Raw genomic sequence first — 18,428 nt, forward strand, 5'->3', positions numbered from 1 at the left:
TAAAAAAAGAGGGCTCATTTGAGTCCTCTTTTTCTATTTTTGTACGGCTAAATCATACAACATGGAAAATCAGCATGAAGAACAGAATCAGCTTAACATAGAGTTGAATGAAGAAATCGCCGAAGGACAATACGCAAATCTCGCCATCATCACTCATTCCAATGCCGAATTTGTGGTAGACTTTGTGAACGTGATGCCCGGTCTGCCAAAGGCTAAGGTGAAATCCCGTATCATACTCACGCCGCAGCATGCCAAGCGTTTTATGAAAGCCATGCTTGATAATATTAAGAAATACGAATCTGTACACGGCCCCATTCAGGATCAGGAGCAGGTATCTGTACCATTGAATTTTGGCGGACCTACCGCTCAGGCCTAACTTGTTGACAGATGGAACATATTTTTTCTTATCATCATTTGAGAGAATTCACCAGGGAAGTATTTATCCACATGGGGTGCAGCCTGGAACATGCAGCCCTGGCCAGTGAAGTGCTGGTATCGGCAGATTTGAGAGGTATCGATTCTCATGGAATAGCCCGCTTATCGGGCTATGTTCGTTTATGGGAGGCTAAGCGGATCAACGCTACACCCCATATCCGGATAGTACATGAAACGCCCAGTACGGCGGTTATTGACGGAGATGCAGGCCTGGGCCTGGTAGTAGCCCCATACGCAATGGAAATAGCCATGCAGAAGGCGGCTGCCGTAGGTACCGGCTGGGTAAGTGTGAAAAACTCCAACCACTTCGGTATTGCAGGTTATCATGCTATGAAGGCACTGGACCAGGATATGATTGGTATGGCCATGACCAATGCCAGTCCGCTGGTAGCGCCTACCTTTTCCACTGAGCGTATGCTGGGTACCAATCCCATTGCAGTGGCTATTCCTGCAAAGGAGCAGCCGGCGTTTGTGGCGGATTTTGCCACCACCACTGCGGCCAACGGGAAACTGGAGATCCTGCAGCGTAAAAATGAAGAAGCTCCTTACGGATGGATCCAGGATAAAGAAGGGAACCCAAGTAACAATCCTCATGAACTCAAGAGTGGCGGGGCTTTGCTGCCTTTGGGCGGCGATCGTGAGCACGGAAGTCATAAAGGGTATTGTTTGGGAGCAATTGTTGATATATTTTCGGCCGTTCTTTCAGGCGCCAATTATGGCCCGTGGGCGCCGCCTTTTGTGAGCTTTCTCCCATTGGCGCCGGATCCGGTAGGAGAGGGCCTGGGACATTTCTTTGGCGCTATGCGTGTAGATGCGTTCCGGCCGGCAGATGAGTTCAAGGCCAATATGGATACCTGGATCAACCGCTTCCGTGCTGCAGAGCCGGTAGCCGGAAAGAAAGTATTGATCCCCGGAGATCCTGAAAGAGAAATGCAACACGAGCGGCTGGAAAAGGGTATCCCGGTAATAGCGGCCGTGGTAAAGGACATGCAGGAAGTTGCCGCTAAGTTTAATTTGAATTTTTAATTTACAATCGTTCATAAAAAACGCCCGGAATGAGGCTGATGCAGCGTTTCAGGTAGCTAAAGCAAAATATACATTCAGATGAAAGTGTTAAAATTTGGTGGAACCTCCGTGGGAAAACCAGAGCGTATGCAGTCGGTATCGCAACTGATCACAGCAGATAATGATCAGAAAATTGTGGTCCTGTCTGCACTGTCAGGCACCACAAATTCCCTCGTGGAAATCAGTCAGTCGCTGTCAGAAGGTAAGAAGGAACAGGCAAAACAGCAGATAGACAAGCTGGAAAGCCACTACCGGAACTTTTGCAACGACCTGGTGAAGAAGGAAGCCGGCCGCGCAAATGCCAAGGCTATTGTTGATGAACACTTCGAATTTCTGAACATCATCCTGAAGATATCTTTCAATGAGGCACTGAATAAAGATATCCTTGCACAGGGAGAATTATTGTCTACACGTCTTTTTGGCGTATATCTCGAAGAAGCCGGAATTCCTGCGGTATTGTTACCTGCGCTGGATTTCATGAGCATCGACGAATACGAAGAACCGGAAATTCCAAAGATTAAAATTAAACTGGCTAACCTGATCAGCCAGCATAAAGGCCAGCGTATTTTTATTACCCAGGGATATATTTGCCGCAATGCCAGAGGCGAAGTGGATAACCTGAAACGTGGTGGCAGTGATTATTCCGCATCCCTGATCGGCGCGGCTATCCAGGCAGATGAAGTCCAGATCTGGACAGATATCGACGGTATGCACAACAATGATCCGCGGGTGGTGAACAAAACCTTTCCGATCGAGCAGCTGTCATTTGACGAGGCAGCGGAACTGGCCTACTTCGGCGCCAAGATCCTTCACCCTGCTTCTATCTGGCCTGCACAGCACTTCAATATCCCGGTGAAACTGCTGAATACCATGCAACCCGAAGCAAAAGGTACCATCATTACCGAAATGCCTAACGGCAACGGTGTGAAGGCCATTGCAGCAAAAGACGGCATCATTGCTATTAAGATCAAGTCGAGCCGCATGTTGCTGGCGTACGGCTTCCTCCGCAAGATTTTTGAGATATTTGAGAAATACCGCACCCCGATCGATATGATCACCACTTCGGAAGTAGCGGTATCTATCACCATCGATAACCAGCAGTACCTCGATCAGATCCTGAAAGAGCTGCAACCGTTTGGTACCGTGGAACTGGATTATCATCAGACAATCGTTTCCATTGTTGGTAACGAAGTGGCGGCTACTCCTTCCATTATCACCAAATTATTTGATGCGATAGAAGAAATTCCTTTACGCATGATTTCCTATGGTGGCAGCAGGCATAACATTTCTATCCTGATCAATGGTCAGTTTAAAGAGAAAACATTGCAGGTGCTGAATAAGGGCTTATTTGGCCTGGAATAGAAAAAAGCTTCAGATAAAAAAAGCAGCGGAGATTACTTCGCTGCTTTTTTATTTTTTTAACCGCTGATCAAATACAAACGGCTGTGTATTCAGGATGGTAATATTTGTCGCGTCCGGATGCAGCGGGTTGATCAGGTAGTTATATTCATCTGCAATTACTACAGATGGAATCCGGAGCACTGCGTACTTAGCCGTATCTATCCACTCATCTCCAATGCATTGCAGCTCCGGTGAGGGCGCCAGTGATTGCCAGCCGGATGGCAGATCATGTTTGGTAAGTACTTTGATGGCGATATCATCGGGAATCTGCAGGGTAGCAATGCAGAAATCCTGTACTATGTTTTTCAGCGGAATGTGCACCAGTACTTCCAGCGCCGATAACGCCCGGCTGCCGGCAGTATACACAATAGCATGCCCCGGGCTGTTCCAGCGGCCGCCATACAGGCGCGCACCTGTTCCACTCAGATCATTGATGTAAGCGCACTTACTGATCCTGTATACTTCCATGTTAATGGTTTCGTAAATTATGCAAAGATGCCATGTTCAATGCGCCCCAGCTCATCCTGGATAAGCTGAAACCCAAAGGTGGTATCTAACAGCGAAATAGGGGTTTGATAGTTGAAGGCAGGTAACGGAGTTCTCATCCATTCCTTGAAGTTTTCCAGCTGGCCGAATACTTCGGTACCACGCTGGTAAAGCTGAGAGAGTAAAATGGCACGTTCAGACGTGTCGGCAGACAATTTCTCGTCGTCTGCATAGCGCTGCAGCGTTCTTTCTGACACATGTACTACCTGCGCCAGTTCTGATAAAGAAAAAGACAGCTGCCTGCTCAGATTTAATAAAGCTCTTTTAATAATTCCACTGCGGGAAAGCTGTATAAAATCAAAGTAGCCACTGCTGGCAATATACGCCGCTCCTCCTGGCTGTTCTACTATTAATAATGCATTTTCCTGCACGCGGTATCCTTTTACATGTTTCATACACCCGACATTTGTCACAAAAATACAACAAATTGTCGGGATTATGTTTTTTTATCCTCAAAATAACCAATCTTCCACATCTTATTGATTTCCAATTGTATCACGCCGTATTCCTCCGCTACCCTGCCTTGCAGCACATAAAAGCCGCCCTTTTGAAAAGGATATTGCCGCAGGCTGTCCGGGAAATGGATGGTATCCAGAAAGGCGCCGTCGCGGTCAAGGAAAGTGCCGAAGCACATCGGTTCACCTTTGCTGCTCCGCAGAAATTTGTTGGTTACCAGGTAGCCAAGTGTGGTAACCTGCTGACCGATATACTTTCCGAACTCACGGACAGGCATATACGCACTTTGATCGTGCTGCAATACTTTAAAAGGTGATTGCAGAGGGAAGCCCAGCAGATCTATTTCATCAAAGGCATCTTCATGGGCGTGATAAGCGAGGGTGGGCAGTTCACAATTAACAGTAGTGGTATTGCCAAACAAAGACATGCTGTGTGGATTGGTTTCTTTCTTGCTTACCAGCAAGCTGCTTTTCCACAACAGTTCTTTTTTAGTGTAGCCGGTAAAATTAAAACAACCAATGCGGATCAGTATTTCCAGCTGTTCGGGGCCCGGCGAAATCCGGCTGGTAAAATCTTCCAGGTGCAGAAACGGGCCATACTGTTCGCGGTCTTTCAATATATTCTTTCTGCCAGTAATTGTTCCAGTCCCTCTACATGGATCAGTCCTACGTACACCTCACGGCGGGTAATATTAGTGGCATAGTCGCTGTGGTTAATACAAGGCGGGTGCAGTGTTACCCCGGTTTTCAGTAATTCCCGGAAATATAATTCCCGGTTGTAGAAGCCACCGAAGTTGTTGATAACAGCCACCATGAACTCTGCGGGGAAATAGGTTTTCAGGTAAAGGCTTTGGTAGCTTTCCACTGCGAAGCTGGCGGAGTGGGCTTTGGAAAAGGAGAAGTTAGCGAAGCTGGCGATCTGCCGCCATACTTCTGCAGATACTTCCGGCGGGCGTTGCAGGCGTTCGCAGTTATCAAAGAAACGTTTTTGTATTTCCCTGAAATCATTGGACCCGCGGTATTTCCCTGCCATAGCCCTTCGCAGGCTATCGGCATCCGCCAGTTCCATATCTGCGTATTTGTGCGCTACTTTAATAACATCTTCCTGGTATACCATAATACCGAAGGTATCTTTCAGCAGTTCTTCGATAACAGGATGAAGGTAAACCACTTCCTCGGGGTGCCGGTAGCGATGTATGTATTGTTTCATCATGCCCGATTGCGCTACGCCAGGCCGGATAATAGAACTTGCCGCCACCAGGGTAAGGTAATCATCACATCCCAGTTTCAGCAGCAGTTGCCGCATGGCAGGCGATTCTATATAAAAACACCCGATGGTATTTACACCGGACAGGTTTTTACGCACCAGCGGATCCAGCTGGAAGGCTTTTACATCATGGATGTCTATATCCACATCCCGGTTTTTTTTGATGATATCAATAGCATCGCGGATATGCCCGAGACCACGCTGGCTGAGGATATCAAATTTATGCAGCCCTATCCTTTCCGCCTGCCACATATCCAGTTGTGCGGTTACAAAACCTTTGGGTGGCAGGTAGGTGGTGCAGAACTGGTGAATAGGCGCATCGCTGATAAGAATGCCGCCGGCATGAATACTGAGATGATTAGGGAATGCTTTTTCCTGATCCATCAGGTTACTGAAGTATGCTATTTTCTGGTGGATGCTGTCGGCTTCCAGGTTAACCTGGAAGCCGTTTTCGAGGATTTTATCGATTTCCTTTTTGGGAAGACCATATACTTTTCCCAGTTCGCGGATCACGGCATTGGTTTGAAAGGTGGTCACGGTGCCCAGCAGGGCCGTATGTTGCGAACCATACTTGTCAAAAACATATTGGATAATTTCATCCCGGTCGCGCCATGAAAAATCGATATCAAAATCCGGAGGCGAAGTACGGTAAGGGTTCAGAAATCTTTCAAAATAAAGATCCAGTTCTATGGGATCTACATCTGTAATTTTTATGCAGTAGGCAATAATGGAGTTGGCACCGCTTCCACGGCCTACGTAAAAGAATCCGCGTTCCTGCGCATAGCGTATGATATCCCAGGTGATGAGGAAATAAGATTCAAAATTTAGTTGCGCTACAATAGCCAGTTCTTTTTCGATCCGTTGAAGGGCTTCTTCATGATGTTGGCCGTAGCGGTACATCATGCCTTCCAGTGCAAGCTCCCGCAGCTTTGCGCGATCTTCTTCCACGCTGCCGAGGAAGCATTTTTTATTACGGGAGATGGAATGATGGATATCCATTTCTATGTGGCATGCTTCCATCACTTCCACTGTTCGCTGTACGATATACGGGTAATCTGCAAAGTGTTCCACGAGGGAAGCGGGCGTAACAAATTGTTCCTGCGGATGGCCTGTCATGGCTGGTTCCAGCTGCGTGATCAGGATGTTCTGATCGATGGCGCGCAGCAGTTGGTGTAATTCATAATGGGTGTTGTCCTGGAAGGTGACGGGTTGAAGGATCACCAGTTTATCGCGGAGGGCAGTGGTAGCTGTTCTGAATAATTTATTGCGTTGCCAGGGCTTTACACCAATGAGCTCATGGGGCGCTAATGTTTCAGGGGCGCGGGTTCCCAGCGCATAAATCACCCAGGTGTGTGGGATAACGGGCGCCTGATCGGGAAAAGGTTTTTCGGATTGCAGGTGTTTGGATAAGAAAACATTGATATGATGCCAGCCTTCCTGGTTGCGTGCCAGCAGGAGATATTTAAAATCGTTTCCGTTTCTGCATTCCAGTCCGAGTATAGGTTTAATATCGTGTTTACGGCAGAGGTCTACGAACTCCCAGGCGTCGGAGGTGATGTTGATGTTGGTGAGCGCAAGTGACCCGATGCCCAGTTCATGCGCCTTTTGCACCAGCATTTCTGCGTGCATGGTGCCATAGCGCAGGCTGAAAAATGTTTTGCAGTTAAGGAACATGATGTTTATTTAAAGTATGGCATGATATCTTTTTTCGGGGTGTGCAGGTCTTTCTTCCCGGGTGGTATGACGTTGGTTCCTTTCATGAGATATTCCCATCCGAAGCGGTTTTTAATCTGATCGATGGCCTGGTATAAGGCGATCATTTCCTGTTTATCGTCGAACAGGCTGATTTGGTAGTTGCCATGTACAAGGTGGCTGAAGCGCACGCCTATGAGGCGAACGAGCAGCCGGCGGTCGTACAGTTTTTTGAAAAGGTCTTTTACTTTTTCCAGCAACACATGATCCGCGCAGGAGTAGGGGATCGACATTTGTTTGGTGACGGTTTCAAAATCGGAGTACCGGATTTTGAGGGTGATGCAGCCGGTCAGTTTATTTTGCTGCCGCAGTTCGAATGCAATTTTCTCCGTCATACGCACCAGTTCGGCGTGGAGAAATTGCATATCGATCGTGTCTGCGGGAAATGTACTTTCCGTCGAGATAGATTTCTGTTCATAAAAAGGCACCACCGGCGATTCATCGATTCCATTGGCTTTTCTCCAGAGGGCTATTCCGTTTTTTCCCATCCATGCTTCCAGCAGGGAGATGGGCACTTCGCTCAGTGTCTTTACGGTTTCTACGCCTCGGCGCCTCAGCAGGGCGCCGGTTTCACGGCCTACCATTGGAATCTTTTCTACCGCCAGCGGCGCCAGGAAATTTTTTTCTTCTCCGAACAGGATTTCAAGCTGACCATTAGGTTTGGCTTCATCGGTGGCTACTTTGGAAACCAGTTTGTTGGAGGCGAGTCCGAACGAAATAGGCAGTCCGGATTCTTTCATGATGGTTTTCCGTAGTTCCGAAGTCCATTTCAATGAGCCAAAGAACTTATCCATGCCGGAGAGGTCGAGATAAAATTCATCGATAGATGATTTCTCGTAAAGCGGTGCCTTTCCGGCGATGAGTTCCGTGATTTCCCTGGATTTGGTGCTATACAGTTCCATGTCCCCGCTGCGTACAATGGCGTGTGGGCAAAGCCGCAGGGCGGTTTTCATGGGCATGGCGGAATGAATACCATACCGCCGTGCTTCGTAACTGCAGGCTGCTACTACCGCACGATCACTGCTGCCGCCTACCAGGATTGGTTTACCGAGGAGGCGACTGTCCCGCTGGCATTCCACTGATACAAAGAAGCAGTCCAGGTCGAAGTGCGCTATTGTTCGCTGTTGTAAAGTGATCATACTGGTAATGGTTTATGGATAAACAAAGGACGGAACAGGGCAGGCTGTTAAAAGCGATTACGGATGGCGGACCGGGCAGAGGGAGGATAGTATAGCAGCAGGCCTGCCAGCCGGGATCACTTTTATATGTGGAGTGAAGTTACTAATTTATTTAGTAATGCTAATAAAATTAGTAAAAAATATTGAAATTTCCGGTCGGTTCAATTTTCGTAACTTTAGTACAACATATCTGGCAATCAATATGTAATAGATAAGAGAATGGGAATGAAGGAAAACAGGGAGTATGAGAACATTTAAACTGATCTCACATGAAAAAACCGGATTTTACCAGGGAATTACTTATCCTCGCTTTGCTGCTGGTGCCGATGGTTTATCTGGCGGTTGTCTTTAAAGACTTACCAGTTGTTTTATCCAATACTGTTAATGCGGCGGGTTCTCCTGAGATGGGGACAAAAAATGACTTCCTGCTGCTGATGATCTTTCTCTTTTTCACGAATGGGTTGATTTATTTTCTGTTCCGCTATATTCCGCGTGCCGGCGAAACGCAGCTGCGGCCGTCTGCCATTGAGATGGAGCATAAAGAGTATTACAGGATCCGCTTTCTGATCCATTCTTACCAGGCAGTGTTTACCTGTATTATTATTTTCCTGGTCAGCCAGGGCAAGCCGTTTATCATGGAGCGCTGGGCCTTTATAGGTGTGGGTTTGCTGATTGTGGGCATAGGTGCCTACCTGCGCAAGCTGAAGCCGAATAATTATGTGGGGGTGAGAACGCCGTGGACCCTGCAAAGCCCTGAGGTGTGGATGGAAACGCATCAGATGGCGAGTAATCTGTGGATCAGCGCTGGTGTGGTGATTATCATAGCCGGATTTTTCCTCTCGCTTATCACCGGGGTATTTATCATATTTTTTGCGGCGATTGTACTGGCGGCATTACCCTATATTTATTCCTTCAGGTTATATAATAAGGATAAAGGATAATTCAGTGGTCAATCAATACATCGGAAAAAGGAATGGCGTCCCTGACAGGGGCGCCATTTAATTTTATCAGTTGCCGGATTCACCGGAAAAGGCTTAGAACCAGGCTTTGCCGAGTGTTTCCCGGAAAGGCCATGGGATAAGGGCCAGTATAACGATGAAGGCAAGACCAAAGAAGATCAGCCCCAGTTTATGTTTCCGTGCATCCGTGGCTGCTTTCTTTATTTTTGATTTACCAATATGTACCAGTGCAATGGCGATGATGGCCATTACTTCGTGTTCTACCGTAAAAAATCTTACAGCAGGATTTTTCATAGCAGCTCCCATATCAGCTAAGCCTGTCTGAACAGTTTTGCTCATAAAAAACAGGATCAATCCTACTACCAGCTGCAAATCGCAGAATATCATGAAGAAAAGCCCGGCTTTGCTGTCTGCTGCGGTGAACGGTGTTTTGCCTGTTACGCCTTTCAGGGAGCGGATAACCGCCCAGAGCCCTGCCAGCAATATAGCCCATCTTAAGAACGAGTGTACATAGTTTATTAACATATCGAGTTGGATTTTACCGGGCAAAAATAAGCGAAGCGCCCCGAATATATTTGGTAATTCATAAAAATATTTGCTAATTTTGTTAGCAAGGTACTAAATTATTTAGGTTATGTCCGTAGTATGTCAGAATTTGAAATACCTGCGTAAGCAAAAAGCCTGGACGCAGCAAGAGTTTGCCGATAAACTCGGTATCAAGCGTTCGTTGTTGGGTGCATATGAGGAGGAGCGTGCAGAACCCCGTACAGAGATCCTGGAACAGGTAAGTGATATGTTCCGGGTGTCTATTGATGATCTGCTTCGTCGTGATCTTGGCTCCCAGAAAGATAATTTCCTGGAGAAGCGCCGGCAGCTCAAGCTGGGAAGTTCCCGTCAGGCGATTCAGTTTGTGCCGGTAAAAGCGGCCGCCGGTTACCTGGCCGGTTATAATGATGATGAGTTTATCGAGGAATTGAACACGTTCACACTGCCCATGCTGGGTGCGGGTGATTACAGGGCATTTGAAATAGCGGGAGATTCCATGCTGCCGGTTACCTCGGGTTCTGTAATCGTTTGCCACAAGGTAGAAGGATGGGATGAGATCAAGAACAATGAAACCTATGTGGTGATCACCTCCCGTGAAGGCATTGTTTTTAAAAGGATCCTGAAAAACAACCGTTCCAAATCGAAGATTACGCTGGTGTCTGACAATCCGCAGTTTGAGCCTTACGGCGTGGATATGGAGGAAGTGCTGGAATTGTGGCAGTCGGATGCCGTGATCAGTAAAGCAGGACAACAAAGCCGGATGAGTGTAAACCACCTGGCGGATATGGTGAGCCACCTGCAGGACCAGGTAAGCCTGTTGAAGAAGAAGTTGAAGGACTAAATTGAGTTTATTATACAAGCGGCTGGACCGGAGGTGCTTATGTGCTTCCGGTCCAGCCGTCATGCTATATCCTTCGTAAAGGCTGGGGGCGGTGATTTCCTGTTTGTGCCTGCGGACGCCTCGCACCGGTTCCGGAGTTTTATGGCCGATTGGGTGATCTTTATGGAGAGGAAGGCAGGGAAATGGAATAATTCTTTTGGTCTTTTGTTTTTTTACAAATCTTGTGTTATCTTTGCGTTCCTAAAAATAAGAGGCAAAAATTATGTTGATCATTGATTCTAAAGATTGCGAAAACATAGACAAGGCGCTTAAAAAATATAAAAAGAAGTTTGAGAAAGCTCGCATTTTATTGCAGCTGAGAACGCGCCAGTCTTTTACTAAACCATCTGTTAAACGTCGTAACCAGGTGTTAAAAGCCGTTTACAAACAGCAGTTGGCAACAGGTAAATTTGAAGATTAATATTGCTTAGGCGATAAGCCGTTGGCAACTCAAAATATTTGATGATTGTAAGGTTATTTAATAACTTTACAATCATCAATCTTTTTGTGTTGAACGAAGCTTTATATTCCTTAGCAGAGCGATTCATATCCTATATCCAGCTCGAGAAACGGTATTCAGCGCACACCTGCACTGCCTATCGCAACGATCTTTTCCAGTTTTTTGATTATGTGACCCTCAGTTATGGCAGTACGCCGGTTGGGGACCTCAGTCATATTATGATCCGTAGCTGGCTGGCGAAGCTCATGGAAGATGCCATGACCGCCAAAAGTGTTAACCGCAAGATCTCCACACTTAAGTCCTTTTTCAAATTCTGTCTGCGTCAGGGCCTGATTAAACAGTCGCCTATGATTAAGGTCATTGCGCCCAAGATCAGCCGTCGTTTGCCCGGCTATATTGAGGAGAAGGGGATGCAGGCGCTGGAAGACAATGTGAGCCCGGTTTCAGTCACCGCCCTGCACATCTTTGCCAATGATTTCGAAGGCATTACGCACCGGCTTATTTTTGAGATCTTTTACCAGACGGGTATCCGTTTGTCGGAATTGATTGCGTTGCAGGAATTCCGGGTAGATGAGGGGAACAAATCTGTGAAGGTGATGGGGAAAGGGGGCAAGGAGCGGATCATACCGGTTAGTCCGGAGCTCCTGGCACAGATGCGTGCATACATGGATGAGAAGCGCCGTTGCCTGGAGGAGTTTGAGAGCGGGGTATTGCTGGTGCATCCGCAGAGCGGCCGCCGTTTATATCCTAAATATGTATACCTGACGGTGCGGAAGTATCTCACAGAGCACCAGATTACCACTTTAAAGAAAAAGAGTCCACATATATTACGGCATACGTTTGCCACACACCTTGCGAACAATGGTGCGGATCTGAATGCGATCAAAGAGTTGCTGGGGCATTCGAGCCTCGCAGCCACACAGGTTTACACGCATAATACTATTGAGCAGTTGAAGAAGGTGTACAAGCAGGCGCACCCGAAAGCGTAGCAGTTATTTTAAGCTTTTAACAAAATATTACGCAGCTAAACAGCATTGCATTGCAAAAGTGACTATATTAGTAATCAAGTTCATTATGCTAAAAGAGAATGCCTATGACCTTCCTTTACTAACTAGAACCTAGATTGTTAAATATTTAAAAAATTAGTGCTATGAACGTACAAATTCAAACTGTGCATTTTGATGCTGATTCCAAATTGATAGATCATGTGAACAAGAAAGTTCAGAAACTGAACACTTTTTATGACCGTATCATTAGCGTGGATGTATTTTTAAAAGTGGATAATTTAGCGCATCAAATTAAAGATAAAATAGCCGAGATAAGAGTCCGAATACCCCGTCAGGACCTGTTTGTTAAGCACGAGTCCAAATCCTTCGAAGAGTCCTTCGACCTTGCCTTTGAATCCCTCGTTGAGCAGGTAAAAAGAAAGAAGGAAAAGAAATTTCAATAATTCTCTGAAATAATTTTGGAAATATTAATCTCTTTGCTACCTTTGCCATCCCGATTCAAAAAGAGGGTTGGTAAAGGTAGCAAAGTTCTTTATGGTAGCGCGTTTTCGGGGAAGCAGATAAATTTTTAGATATTTGTAACAAACTGAAAAAAAGATTTTGAGAATTGAAAAAATCTCTTAATTTTGCGCTCTCTTTCAACGAGTTACTTTATTGAAAGAATGTTTTTTGAAAGATGCCAGCATAGCTCAGTTGGCCAGAGCTACTGATTTGTAATCAGTGGGTCGGGGGTTCGAATCCCTCTGCTGGCTCATCGATTTTTATTTGGTTGTTTATTAAGCCGGATGACAAAATCAAAAGATAGTTAGGGCAGGTTCCAGAGCGGCCAAATGGGGCGGACTGTAAATCCGCTGACTACGTCTTCATAGGTTCGAATCCTATCCTGCCCACAAAACAGCGTGTTCCGCTTTTGCCCTTCGCAGAGGCGGAACATAGTTGTTGAGTAGAGGGTGAGAAATTCAGAAGTAGTAGACAGCATACCCTAACCTGTGGTACAACAGCCTTTAAAGCTCTTATTTTTATTCTAATAATTCTATAAGTGGAAAGTTGCAGTGTTGTTTGCCGGAAGCTTAGTGAATTAAAAAATGCGGGAGTAGCTCAGTTGGTAGAGCGACAGCCTTCCAAGCTGTAGGTCGCGGGTTCGAACCTCGTCTCCCGCTCGTATTTTAAAGCAATTTTTCAAGCTGTTGTAGCTCAGGGGTAGAGCACTTCCTTGGTAAGGAAGAGGTCGAGAGTTCAATTCTCTTCAACAGCTCATTGAATTTTAGAAGAATAGTTGTAGTGAATTTTTCAATCGCCTCAACAAACTCCATAAAATTCGAATTTCGGAATTCGAATTTGTAAATTCTGCACTCCGAAATTAAAACTTAGCGTTGTAGCTCAATGGAAGAGCAACCCATTTTTATTTAGGGAAGGCCATGAGTTCAATTCTCATCAACGGTACAAGTTTGTAAAACCGTTTTTTTAAAACAACAATCAATACAATCTTTACAAACCATCTAAAAAGAAAATACAATGGCAAAAGAAACCTTCAAGCGGGATAAACCCCACGTAAACATTGGTACCATCGGCCACGTGGATCATGGTAAAACTACTTTGACTGCTGCCATTACCACAATTTTGGCAAATAAAGGTCTGGCAGAGAAGAGAGGATATGATGAGATCGATGCTGCTCCTGAAGAAAAAGAAAGAGGTATTACTATCAATACAGCTCACGTTGAGTACCAGACAGTTGCTCGTCACTACGCTCACGTTGACTGTCCTGGTCACGCGGATTATGTGAAGAACATGATTACCGGTGCTGCTCAGATGGACGGTGCTATCCTCGTGGTGGCAGCTACAGATGGTCCTATGCCGCAAACAAGAGAGCACATCCTGCTGGCTCGCCAGGTAGGTGTACCTCGTATCGTAGTATTCATGAACAAAGTTGATCTGGTAGACGATCCGGAACTGCTGGAACTGGTAGAAATCGAAATCCGTGATCTGCTGTCTTCTAACGGTTTTGACGGTGATAACGTTCCTGTAATCCAGGGTTCTGCAACCGGCGCACTCGCTGGTGACGAAAAATGGGTTGCTGCTATCGACCAACTGATGGAAGCTGTTGATACTTACATCCCACTGCCTCCACGTCCGGTTGATCAACCGTTCCTGATGTCAGTAGAAGATGTATTCTCTATCACTGGTCGTGGTACAGTTGCTACAGGTCGTATCGAACGCGGTCGCATCAAAGTTGGTGAGAACGTTGAAATCGTAGGTCTGCAGGAAGAACCACTGAAATCTACTTGTACTGGTGTTGAGATGTTTAAGAAACTCCTCGACGAAGGTGAAGCAGGTGATAACGCTGGTCTGTTACTCCGCGGTATTGAGAAAACTCAGATCCGTCGTGGTATGGTTATCTGCCAGCCAGGTTCTATCAAACCTCACTCTGAATTCAAATGCGAAGTATACGTACTGAGCAAAGAAGAAGGTGGCCGTCACACTCCGTTCTTCAACAAATACCGTCCTCAGTTCTACTTCCGTACTACTGACGTAACCGGTGAAGTTGAATTACCAGCAGGTGTTGAAATGGTTATGCCTGGTGATAACGTTAGCCTGACAGTTAAACTGATCCAGCCTATCGCTATGGACAAAGGTCTGAAGTTCGCTATCCGTGAAGGTGGTCGTACAGTAGGTGCAGGTCAGGTTACTGAAATCCTGAAGTAAGCATCTGAATTATATTAAAAGCCATTAGCTTTGGCTGTTAAATGTCAACATTTATTTATATATTTGCTGGCGCTGAAAGCTGAGTGCTAATGGCTTTATACACGGGTATGGTGCAACGGTAGCATACGGGTCTCCAAAACCTTTGATCTGGGTTCGAATCCTAGTACCCGTGCAAGGTTTAGAAAATAATTAAATGGTTGAGTTGTTACAAGAAAACAAGTCAACCATTTTTAGGCTTTAAACAATTGACCATAAATAGTTAACTTTATATAATGAATAAGATCAGAAACTATTTCCGCGAGTCTTATCATGAATTGGTTTACAAGGTGTCCTGGCCTACCTGGCAAGAGCTCCAGTCTTCTACCATGATTGTGCTGATAGCAACAATATTTGTTACCGGGCTGGTTTGGGGTATGGATGCCGCTTCCAACTTCGTGTTAACTCACTATTACCAAATTTTCAAAGCTAAATAAATGGATGCAGCCAATCTTCCTGCTCAGGAAACAAAGTGGTATGTACTCCGCGTTGTTAGTGGCAAGGAAAAAAAAGTGAAGGAATACCTGGATATTGAAGTACGCCGCTCCGATTGGGGTAACGTAATCAGCCAGATCTTCCTGCCGGTAGAAAAAGTTTATAAAGTGCAGGCTGGTAAAAAAGTGATGCGCGAAAAGAACTTCTATCCCGGATATGTGATGATCGAAGCAGTAGATGGTAAGATGACCGATGAAGTAATACAGGCAATACGCAACGTATCCGGTGTTATCCACTTTCTCGGAAAGGAAAAGCCTATCGCACTCCGTAAATCTGAAGTAAACAAGATGTTAGGTAAGGTGGATGAACTGAGCGATCAGGGACTGACCATGAGCGAGCCTTTCATTGTTGGGGAAACCATTAAGATTATTGATGGTCCGTTCAACGACTTCAATGGTGTGATTGAGGAAGTAATTGAAGACAAGAAAAAACTGAAAGTAACTGTAAAGATCTTTGGCCGTGCTACTCCGGTAGAGCTGAACTTTATGCAGGTAGAAAAGCTTTCTTAGTAAGTTATATAACTCTTTATTGAAAAGCGTTCCGTTTTATGCGGAACGCTTTTTCTCGTTTATCCAATATAGCTCCTATATCTATTGATATGAAGTCAGTGATTACTGTAATGCTCGGACTCCTGCTGGTTACTGCTGCAGGCGCCCAGTCCGGGAAATCTGTTAAGCCGGCCGCAACGGCGGCCATTATTTCCATCCCGGAAGAGGCCACCACTTCTCCCGAGCTAATGGCCAAATGGCTGAAAGCCCATACAGGAAACGGTGTGGCATTGCAACGTGCTTTGTTTAACTGGATGGCTACGCACATCGCCTATGATGCAGAGAATGTAAACCGTGTAAGCAGTTACCGGGATTCTGCAGCGGCGATGTTGAAAACGTTGCGTACCCGCAAGGGACTCAGTACTGATTATGCGGTATTATATGCCCGGGTATGCCGGGAGGCCGGTATCACTGCTGTGGTGGTAACGGGTTACGGATTACAGAACGATATTATGCTGCCAACCGGTTCGCACGACTGGGTGGTGGTAAAGAACGGAAGTCAGTGGACGATAACAGATCCCACCTGGGGAGCCGGGGTGGTGGATAACGGCCGTTTTATCCAGCGGACTAACTGGACGTGGTTCCAGTCGGCGCCGCAGGTAGCGGTAAAAACCCACATGCCTTACGATCCGATGTGGCAGATGTTGCCGTTTCCGCTGCGTCATGATGAGTTGGGCAGCCAGGCTTTTGCAGCTGCGGCCAAACGCCCCGTTTTTGCTTATAACGATACCCTGAATAACTGGTTCCGGCAATCGCGGCTGCAGCGGTTACAGTATGCAGCTGCGAGGATCCGGCGGTTTGGGGGAGCAGCCAATCCGTTCATTATGACGGAGCTGGACTGGATGGACCAGTCGATAAAGGTGCTGGCGGCCAACCAGGAAATTGAGATGCGGAACCGGCGGGTGGATCAGTTTAACGGGGTGAGCCGGGATTACACAGACGTGGTGAGGTTATATAATGAGTATGTGGACTTTAAGAACCGTGAGTTTGTACCGGAAGTAAAGGATGAGGTATTGAGGAAGATGATCGACGGGATAGCAGGGAAGCTGGCAGCAGCGGAGAAGGCACTTTCGGGGCTGGAAGGTAATGATGATGCGATGAGCGCTAATATAGCGGCATTGCAGCAGGCGGTTACCGGGATGAAGGAAAAGGTGGGAAATGAGCAGTTGTTTGTAGGTAAGTATATAAAGACGGAGAAAGGGAAGCGGAAAGAATTGTTATATGCAAGTGGGAGATAAGTTGTAACTTTGCCGGCTTCGGAGAGTAAGGAAATTTTACGGGAAATGCAATAGATTTGTAAAAAAAATCCCATCCAGAGCAAAAAGGATGCCCAATTTCAAATACTTTTTGACAATTTCATAATAATATATACCTTTGCATCCCCTTTAAAAGGTTATTTTTAGTCTTTTACTTTTGGGAGTCTTCTGTTTGGCAGAGGGCGTTTAACCAAATTAAATTAAGAAACATGGCAAAAGAAATCGCAACGTACGTGAAATTGCAGGTGAAAGGCGGCCAGGCCAATCCTGCACCTCCAATTGGTCCCGCGCTGGGTTCCAAAGGTGTGAACATCATGGAGTTCTGCAAACAGTTCAATGCCCGTACCCAGGATAAAATGGGTAAAGTATTGCCTGTGTTGCTGACTGTTTACACTGACAAATCTTTCGACTTCGTAATTAAAACTCCTCCGGCACCTGTACAGCTGCTGGAAGCTGCTAAATTGCAGAGTGGTTCTAAAGAACCTAACCGTAACAAGGTGGGTAAAGTTTCCTGGGCTCAGGTAGAAGCTATTGCACAAGACAAGATGGCTGATCTGAACTGCTTTACGCTGAACAGCGCTATGAAAATGGTAGCTGGTACTGCTCGTAGCATGGGTATTACTGTTGATGGTAAAGCCCCTTGGGAAAACTAATTGTTTCACCCTGTTGAGGCAGGATCTTAAAATCATTTTGACAAATGGCAACTAAAAAGAGAAAAGTAGCTGACGCTAAGCTCGAAAAAAATAAGGTTTACAGCCTGAAAGAGGCTTCCAGCTTAGTTAAAGATATTAACTGTACTAAATTCGACAGCTCTGTCGATTTACATATCCGCTTAGGCGTTGATCCTAAGAAAGCAGACCAGGCTATCCGTGGTTCCGTAACGCTTCCACACGGTACTGGTAAAACTAAGAAGGTGTTAGTGCTTTGCACACCTGATAAAGAAGCTGCTGCAAAAGAAGCAGGTGCTGATTTCGTTGGACTGGATGAATTCATCCAGAAGATCGAAGCTGGCTGGACTGATGTAGATGTAATCGTAGCTACTCCATCTGTAATGCCGAAGATCGGTAAACTGGGTAAGATTTTAGGTCCTCGTAACCTGATGCCAAACCCTAAGACCGGTACTGTTACAAACGACGTTGCAGCTGCAGTGAACGATGTTAAAGGCGGTAAAATCACTTTCAAGGTAGATAAGGCTGGTATCATCCATGCTTCTATCGGTCGTGTATCTTTCGCATCTGATAAAATTGAGCAGAACTCTTTAGAGCTGATCAATGCTATCATCAAGCTGAAACCGGCTACTGCAAAAGGTACTTACCTGAGAGGTCTGTCTATGGCTAGCACCATGAGTCCTGGTATTGTTATCGATACTAAATCTGTTCAAAACTAATTGATCACGAGTTGTAGCCGTTATCTGCAAAGATGGGGCTTGCTACAAACGT

At 46.0% G+C, this 18,428-nt stretch carries 20 protein-coding genes and 6 tRNA genes; 20 read left to right on the forward strand and 6 right to left on the reverse strand.

Translation table 11 applies throughout. From position 1 onward, the window contains the following. Window positions 1-61: 61 nt before the first annotated feature. From QFZ48_RS15825 to QFZ48_RS15835, 3 genes are all read left to right on the forward strand, one after another. Window positions 62-376, forward strand: coding sequence for a DUF3467 domain-containing protein (locus QFZ48_RS15825; protein ID WP_079470689.1), 315 nt, complete (start codon window positions 62-64; stop codon window positions 374-376). 11 nt (window positions 377-387) lie between these two features. Further along, a complete protein-coding gene (locus tag QFZ48_RS15830; RefSeq protein ID WP_429051157.1) occupies window positions 388-1,461 on the forward strand; it encodes an Ldh family oxidoreductase in 1,074 nt (357 codons plus the stop codon). Between the two features lie 78 nt (window positions 1,462-1,539). Continuing rightward, window positions 1,540-2,862 (forward strand): aspartate kinase, encoded by a 1,323-nt coding sequence (locus QFZ48_RS15835; RefSeq protein ID WP_370912172.1) that lies wholly within the window; start codon window positions 1,540-1,542, stop codon window positions 2,860-2,862. A gap of 48 nt (window positions 2,863-2,910) precedes the next feature. Here QFZ48_RS15835 and QFZ48_RS15840 read toward each other — a convergent pair whose 3' ends face one another. From QFZ48_RS15840 to dinB, 5 genes are read right to left on the reverse strand one after another with little or no spacing between them, the layout of a single operon-like run. Next, the gene (locus tag QFZ48_RS15840) at window positions 2,911-3,369 is read right to left on the reverse strand and encodes an RES family NAD+ phosphorylase (RefSeq protein ID WP_429051155.1); all 459 of its coding nucleotides are present in this window, start codon (window positions 3,367-3,369) and stop codon (window positions 2,911-2,913) included. A gap of 17 nt (window positions 3,370-3,386) precedes the next feature. Then, complete coding sequence (gene parS, locus QFZ48_RS15845; RefSeq protein WP_370912174.1) at window positions 3,387-3,842, reverse strand: type II RES/Xre toxin-antitoxin system antitoxin; 456 nt, start codon at window positions 3,840-3,842, stop codon at window positions 3,387-3,389. A 41-nt stretch (window positions 3,843-3,883) separates the two neighbouring features. Continuing rightward, the gene (locus QFZ48_RS15850) at window positions 3,884-4,519 is read right to left on the reverse strand and encodes a hypothetical protein (RefSeq protein ID WP_429062952.1); all 636 of its coding nucleotides are present in this window, start codon (window positions 4,517-4,519) and stop codon (window positions 3,884-3,886) included. Continuing rightward, window positions 4,516-6,843, reverse strand: a complete 2,328-nt coding sequence (locus tag QFZ48_RS15855) for a PHP domain-containing protein (RefSeq protein ID WP_429062954.1) — start codon at window positions 6,841-6,843, stop codon at window positions 4,516-4,518. Before QFZ48_RS15855 ends, QFZ48_RS15850 begins: the two co-directional genes overlap by 4 nt. 5 nt (window positions 6,844-6,848) lie before the next feature. Beyond that, the gene (gene dinB, locus QFZ48_RS15860; protein ID WP_429051151.1) at window positions 6,849-8,060 is read right to left on the reverse strand and encodes a DNA polymerase IV; all 1,212 of its coding nucleotides are present in this window, start codon (window positions 8,058-8,060) and stop codon (window positions 6,849-6,851) included. 308 nt (window positions 8,061-8,368) lie between these two features. On the opposite strand from dinB, the gene QFZ48_RS15865 reads away from it, so the two are divergent. Continuing rightward, a complete protein-coding gene (locus QFZ48_RS15865) occupies window positions 8,369-9,040 on the forward strand; it encodes an SdpI family protein (protein ID WP_370912177.1) in 672 nt (223 codons plus the stop codon). Between the two features lie 93 nt (window positions 9,041-9,133). Here the strand turns inward: QFZ48_RS15865 and QFZ48_RS15870 are convergent, their stop codons facing one another. Further along, the gene (locus QFZ48_RS15870; protein WP_429062956.1) at window positions 9,134-9,583 is read right to left on the reverse strand and encodes a hypothetical protein; all 450 of its coding nucleotides are present in this window, start codon (window positions 9,581-9,583) and stop codon (window positions 9,134-9,136) included. A gap of 109 nt (window positions 9,584-9,692) precedes the next feature. Here QFZ48_RS15870 and QFZ48_RS15875 point away from each other — a divergent pair, with 109 nt between their 5' ends. The 16 genes from QFZ48_RS15875 (at window position 9,693) to rplA (ending at window position 18,376) form a co-directional block, all read left to right on the forward strand. Beyond that, window positions 9,693-10,445 (forward strand): XRE family transcriptional regulator, encoded by a 753-nt coding sequence (locus tag QFZ48_RS15875; RefSeq protein ID WP_079470680.1) that lies wholly within the window; start codon window positions 9,693-9,695, stop codon window positions 10,443-10,445. 262 nt (window positions 10,446-10,707) lie between these two features. Next, window positions 10,708-10,905, forward strand: coding sequence for a 30S ribosomal protein S21 (gene rpsU, locus QFZ48_RS15880; protein ID WP_079470678.1), 198 nt, complete (start codon window positions 10,708-10,710; stop codon window positions 10,903-10,905). A 41-nt stretch (window positions 10,906-10,946) separates the two neighbouring features. Further along, entirely contained in the window at window positions 10,947-11,933 is a 987-nt protein-coding gene (locus QFZ48_RS15885; RefSeq protein WP_429051147.1) for a tyrosine-type recombinase/integrase, read from the forward strand. Between the two features lie 161 nt (window positions 11,934-12,094). Continuing rightward, window positions 12,095-12,394 carry an HPF/RaiA family ribosome-associated protein gene (locus tag QFZ48_RS15890; RefSeq protein ID WP_079470676.1) on the forward strand — a complete coding sequence of 100 codons (300 nt, stop codon included), beginning with the start codon at window positions 12,095-12,097 and terminating at the stop codon, window positions 12,392-12,394. Window positions 12,395-12,629: 235 nt separating this feature from the next. Next, window positions 12,630-12,703 (forward strand) — tRNA-Thr (locus QFZ48_RS15895). 56 nt (window positions 12,704-12,759) lie between these two features. Next, window positions 12,760-12,841 (forward strand) — tRNA-Tyr (locus QFZ48_RS15900). Between the two features lie 197 nt (window positions 12,842-13,038). Continuing rightward, window positions 13,039-13,111: transfer RNA gene (locus QFZ48_RS15905), tRNA-Gly, on the forward strand. A gap of 23 nt (window positions 13,112-13,134) precedes the next feature. Then, a tRNA-Thr gene (locus tag QFZ48_RS15910) sits at window positions 13,135-13,206 on the forward strand. A 114-nt stretch (window positions 13,207-13,320) separates the two neighbouring features. After that, a tRNA-Lys gene (locus QFZ48_RS15915) sits at window positions 13,321-13,394 on the forward strand. A gap of 72 nt (window positions 13,395-13,466) precedes the next feature. Then, complete coding sequence (gene tuf, locus QFZ48_RS15920) at window positions 13,467-14,654, forward strand: elongation factor Tu (RefSeq protein ID WP_370912179.1); 1,188 nt, start codon at window positions 13,467-13,469, stop codon at window positions 14,652-14,654. Window positions 14,655-14,755: 101 nt separating this feature from the next. Further along, a tRNA-Trp gene (locus QFZ48_RS15925) sits at window positions 14,756-14,826 on the forward strand. A 100-nt stretch (window positions 14,827-14,926) separates the two neighbouring features. Beyond that, entirely contained in the window at window positions 14,927-15,127 is a 201-nt protein-coding gene (gene secE, locus QFZ48_RS15930) for a preprotein translocase subunit SecE (RefSeq protein ID WP_079470674.1), read from the forward strand. Next, the gene (gene nusG, locus QFZ48_RS15935; protein ID WP_079470673.1) at window positions 15,128-15,694 is read left to right on the forward strand and encodes a transcription termination/antitermination protein NusG; all 567 of its coding nucleotides are present in this window, start codon (window positions 15,128-15,130) and stop codon (window positions 15,692-15,694) included. Between the two features lie 89 nt (window positions 15,695-15,783). Further along, window positions 15,784-16,971: a transglutaminase domain-containing protein gene (locus tag QFZ48_RS15940; protein WP_429062958.1), complete on the forward strand. Its 1,188-nt coding sequence runs from the start codon at window positions 15,784-15,786 to the stop codon at window positions 16,969-16,971. A 227-nt stretch (window positions 16,972-17,198) separates the two neighbouring features. Then, window positions 17,199-17,642, forward strand: coding sequence for a 50S ribosomal protein L11 (gene rplK, locus QFZ48_RS15945; RefSeq protein ID WP_079470671.1), 444 nt, complete (start codon window positions 17,199-17,201; stop codon window positions 17,640-17,642). A 44-nt stretch (window positions 17,643-17,686) separates the two neighbouring features. After that, entirely contained in the window at window positions 17,687-18,376 is a 690-nt protein-coding gene (rplA, locus tag QFZ48_RS15950) for a 50S ribosomal protein L1 (protein ID WP_089902929.1), read from the forward strand. Window positions 18,377-18,428: the final 52 nt, after the last annotated feature.

Source organism: Chitinophaga sp. W2I13 (genome assembly GCF_050434005.1).
Lineage (GTDB): Bacteria > Bacteroidota > Bacteroidia > Chitinophagales > Chitinophagaceae > Chitinophaga.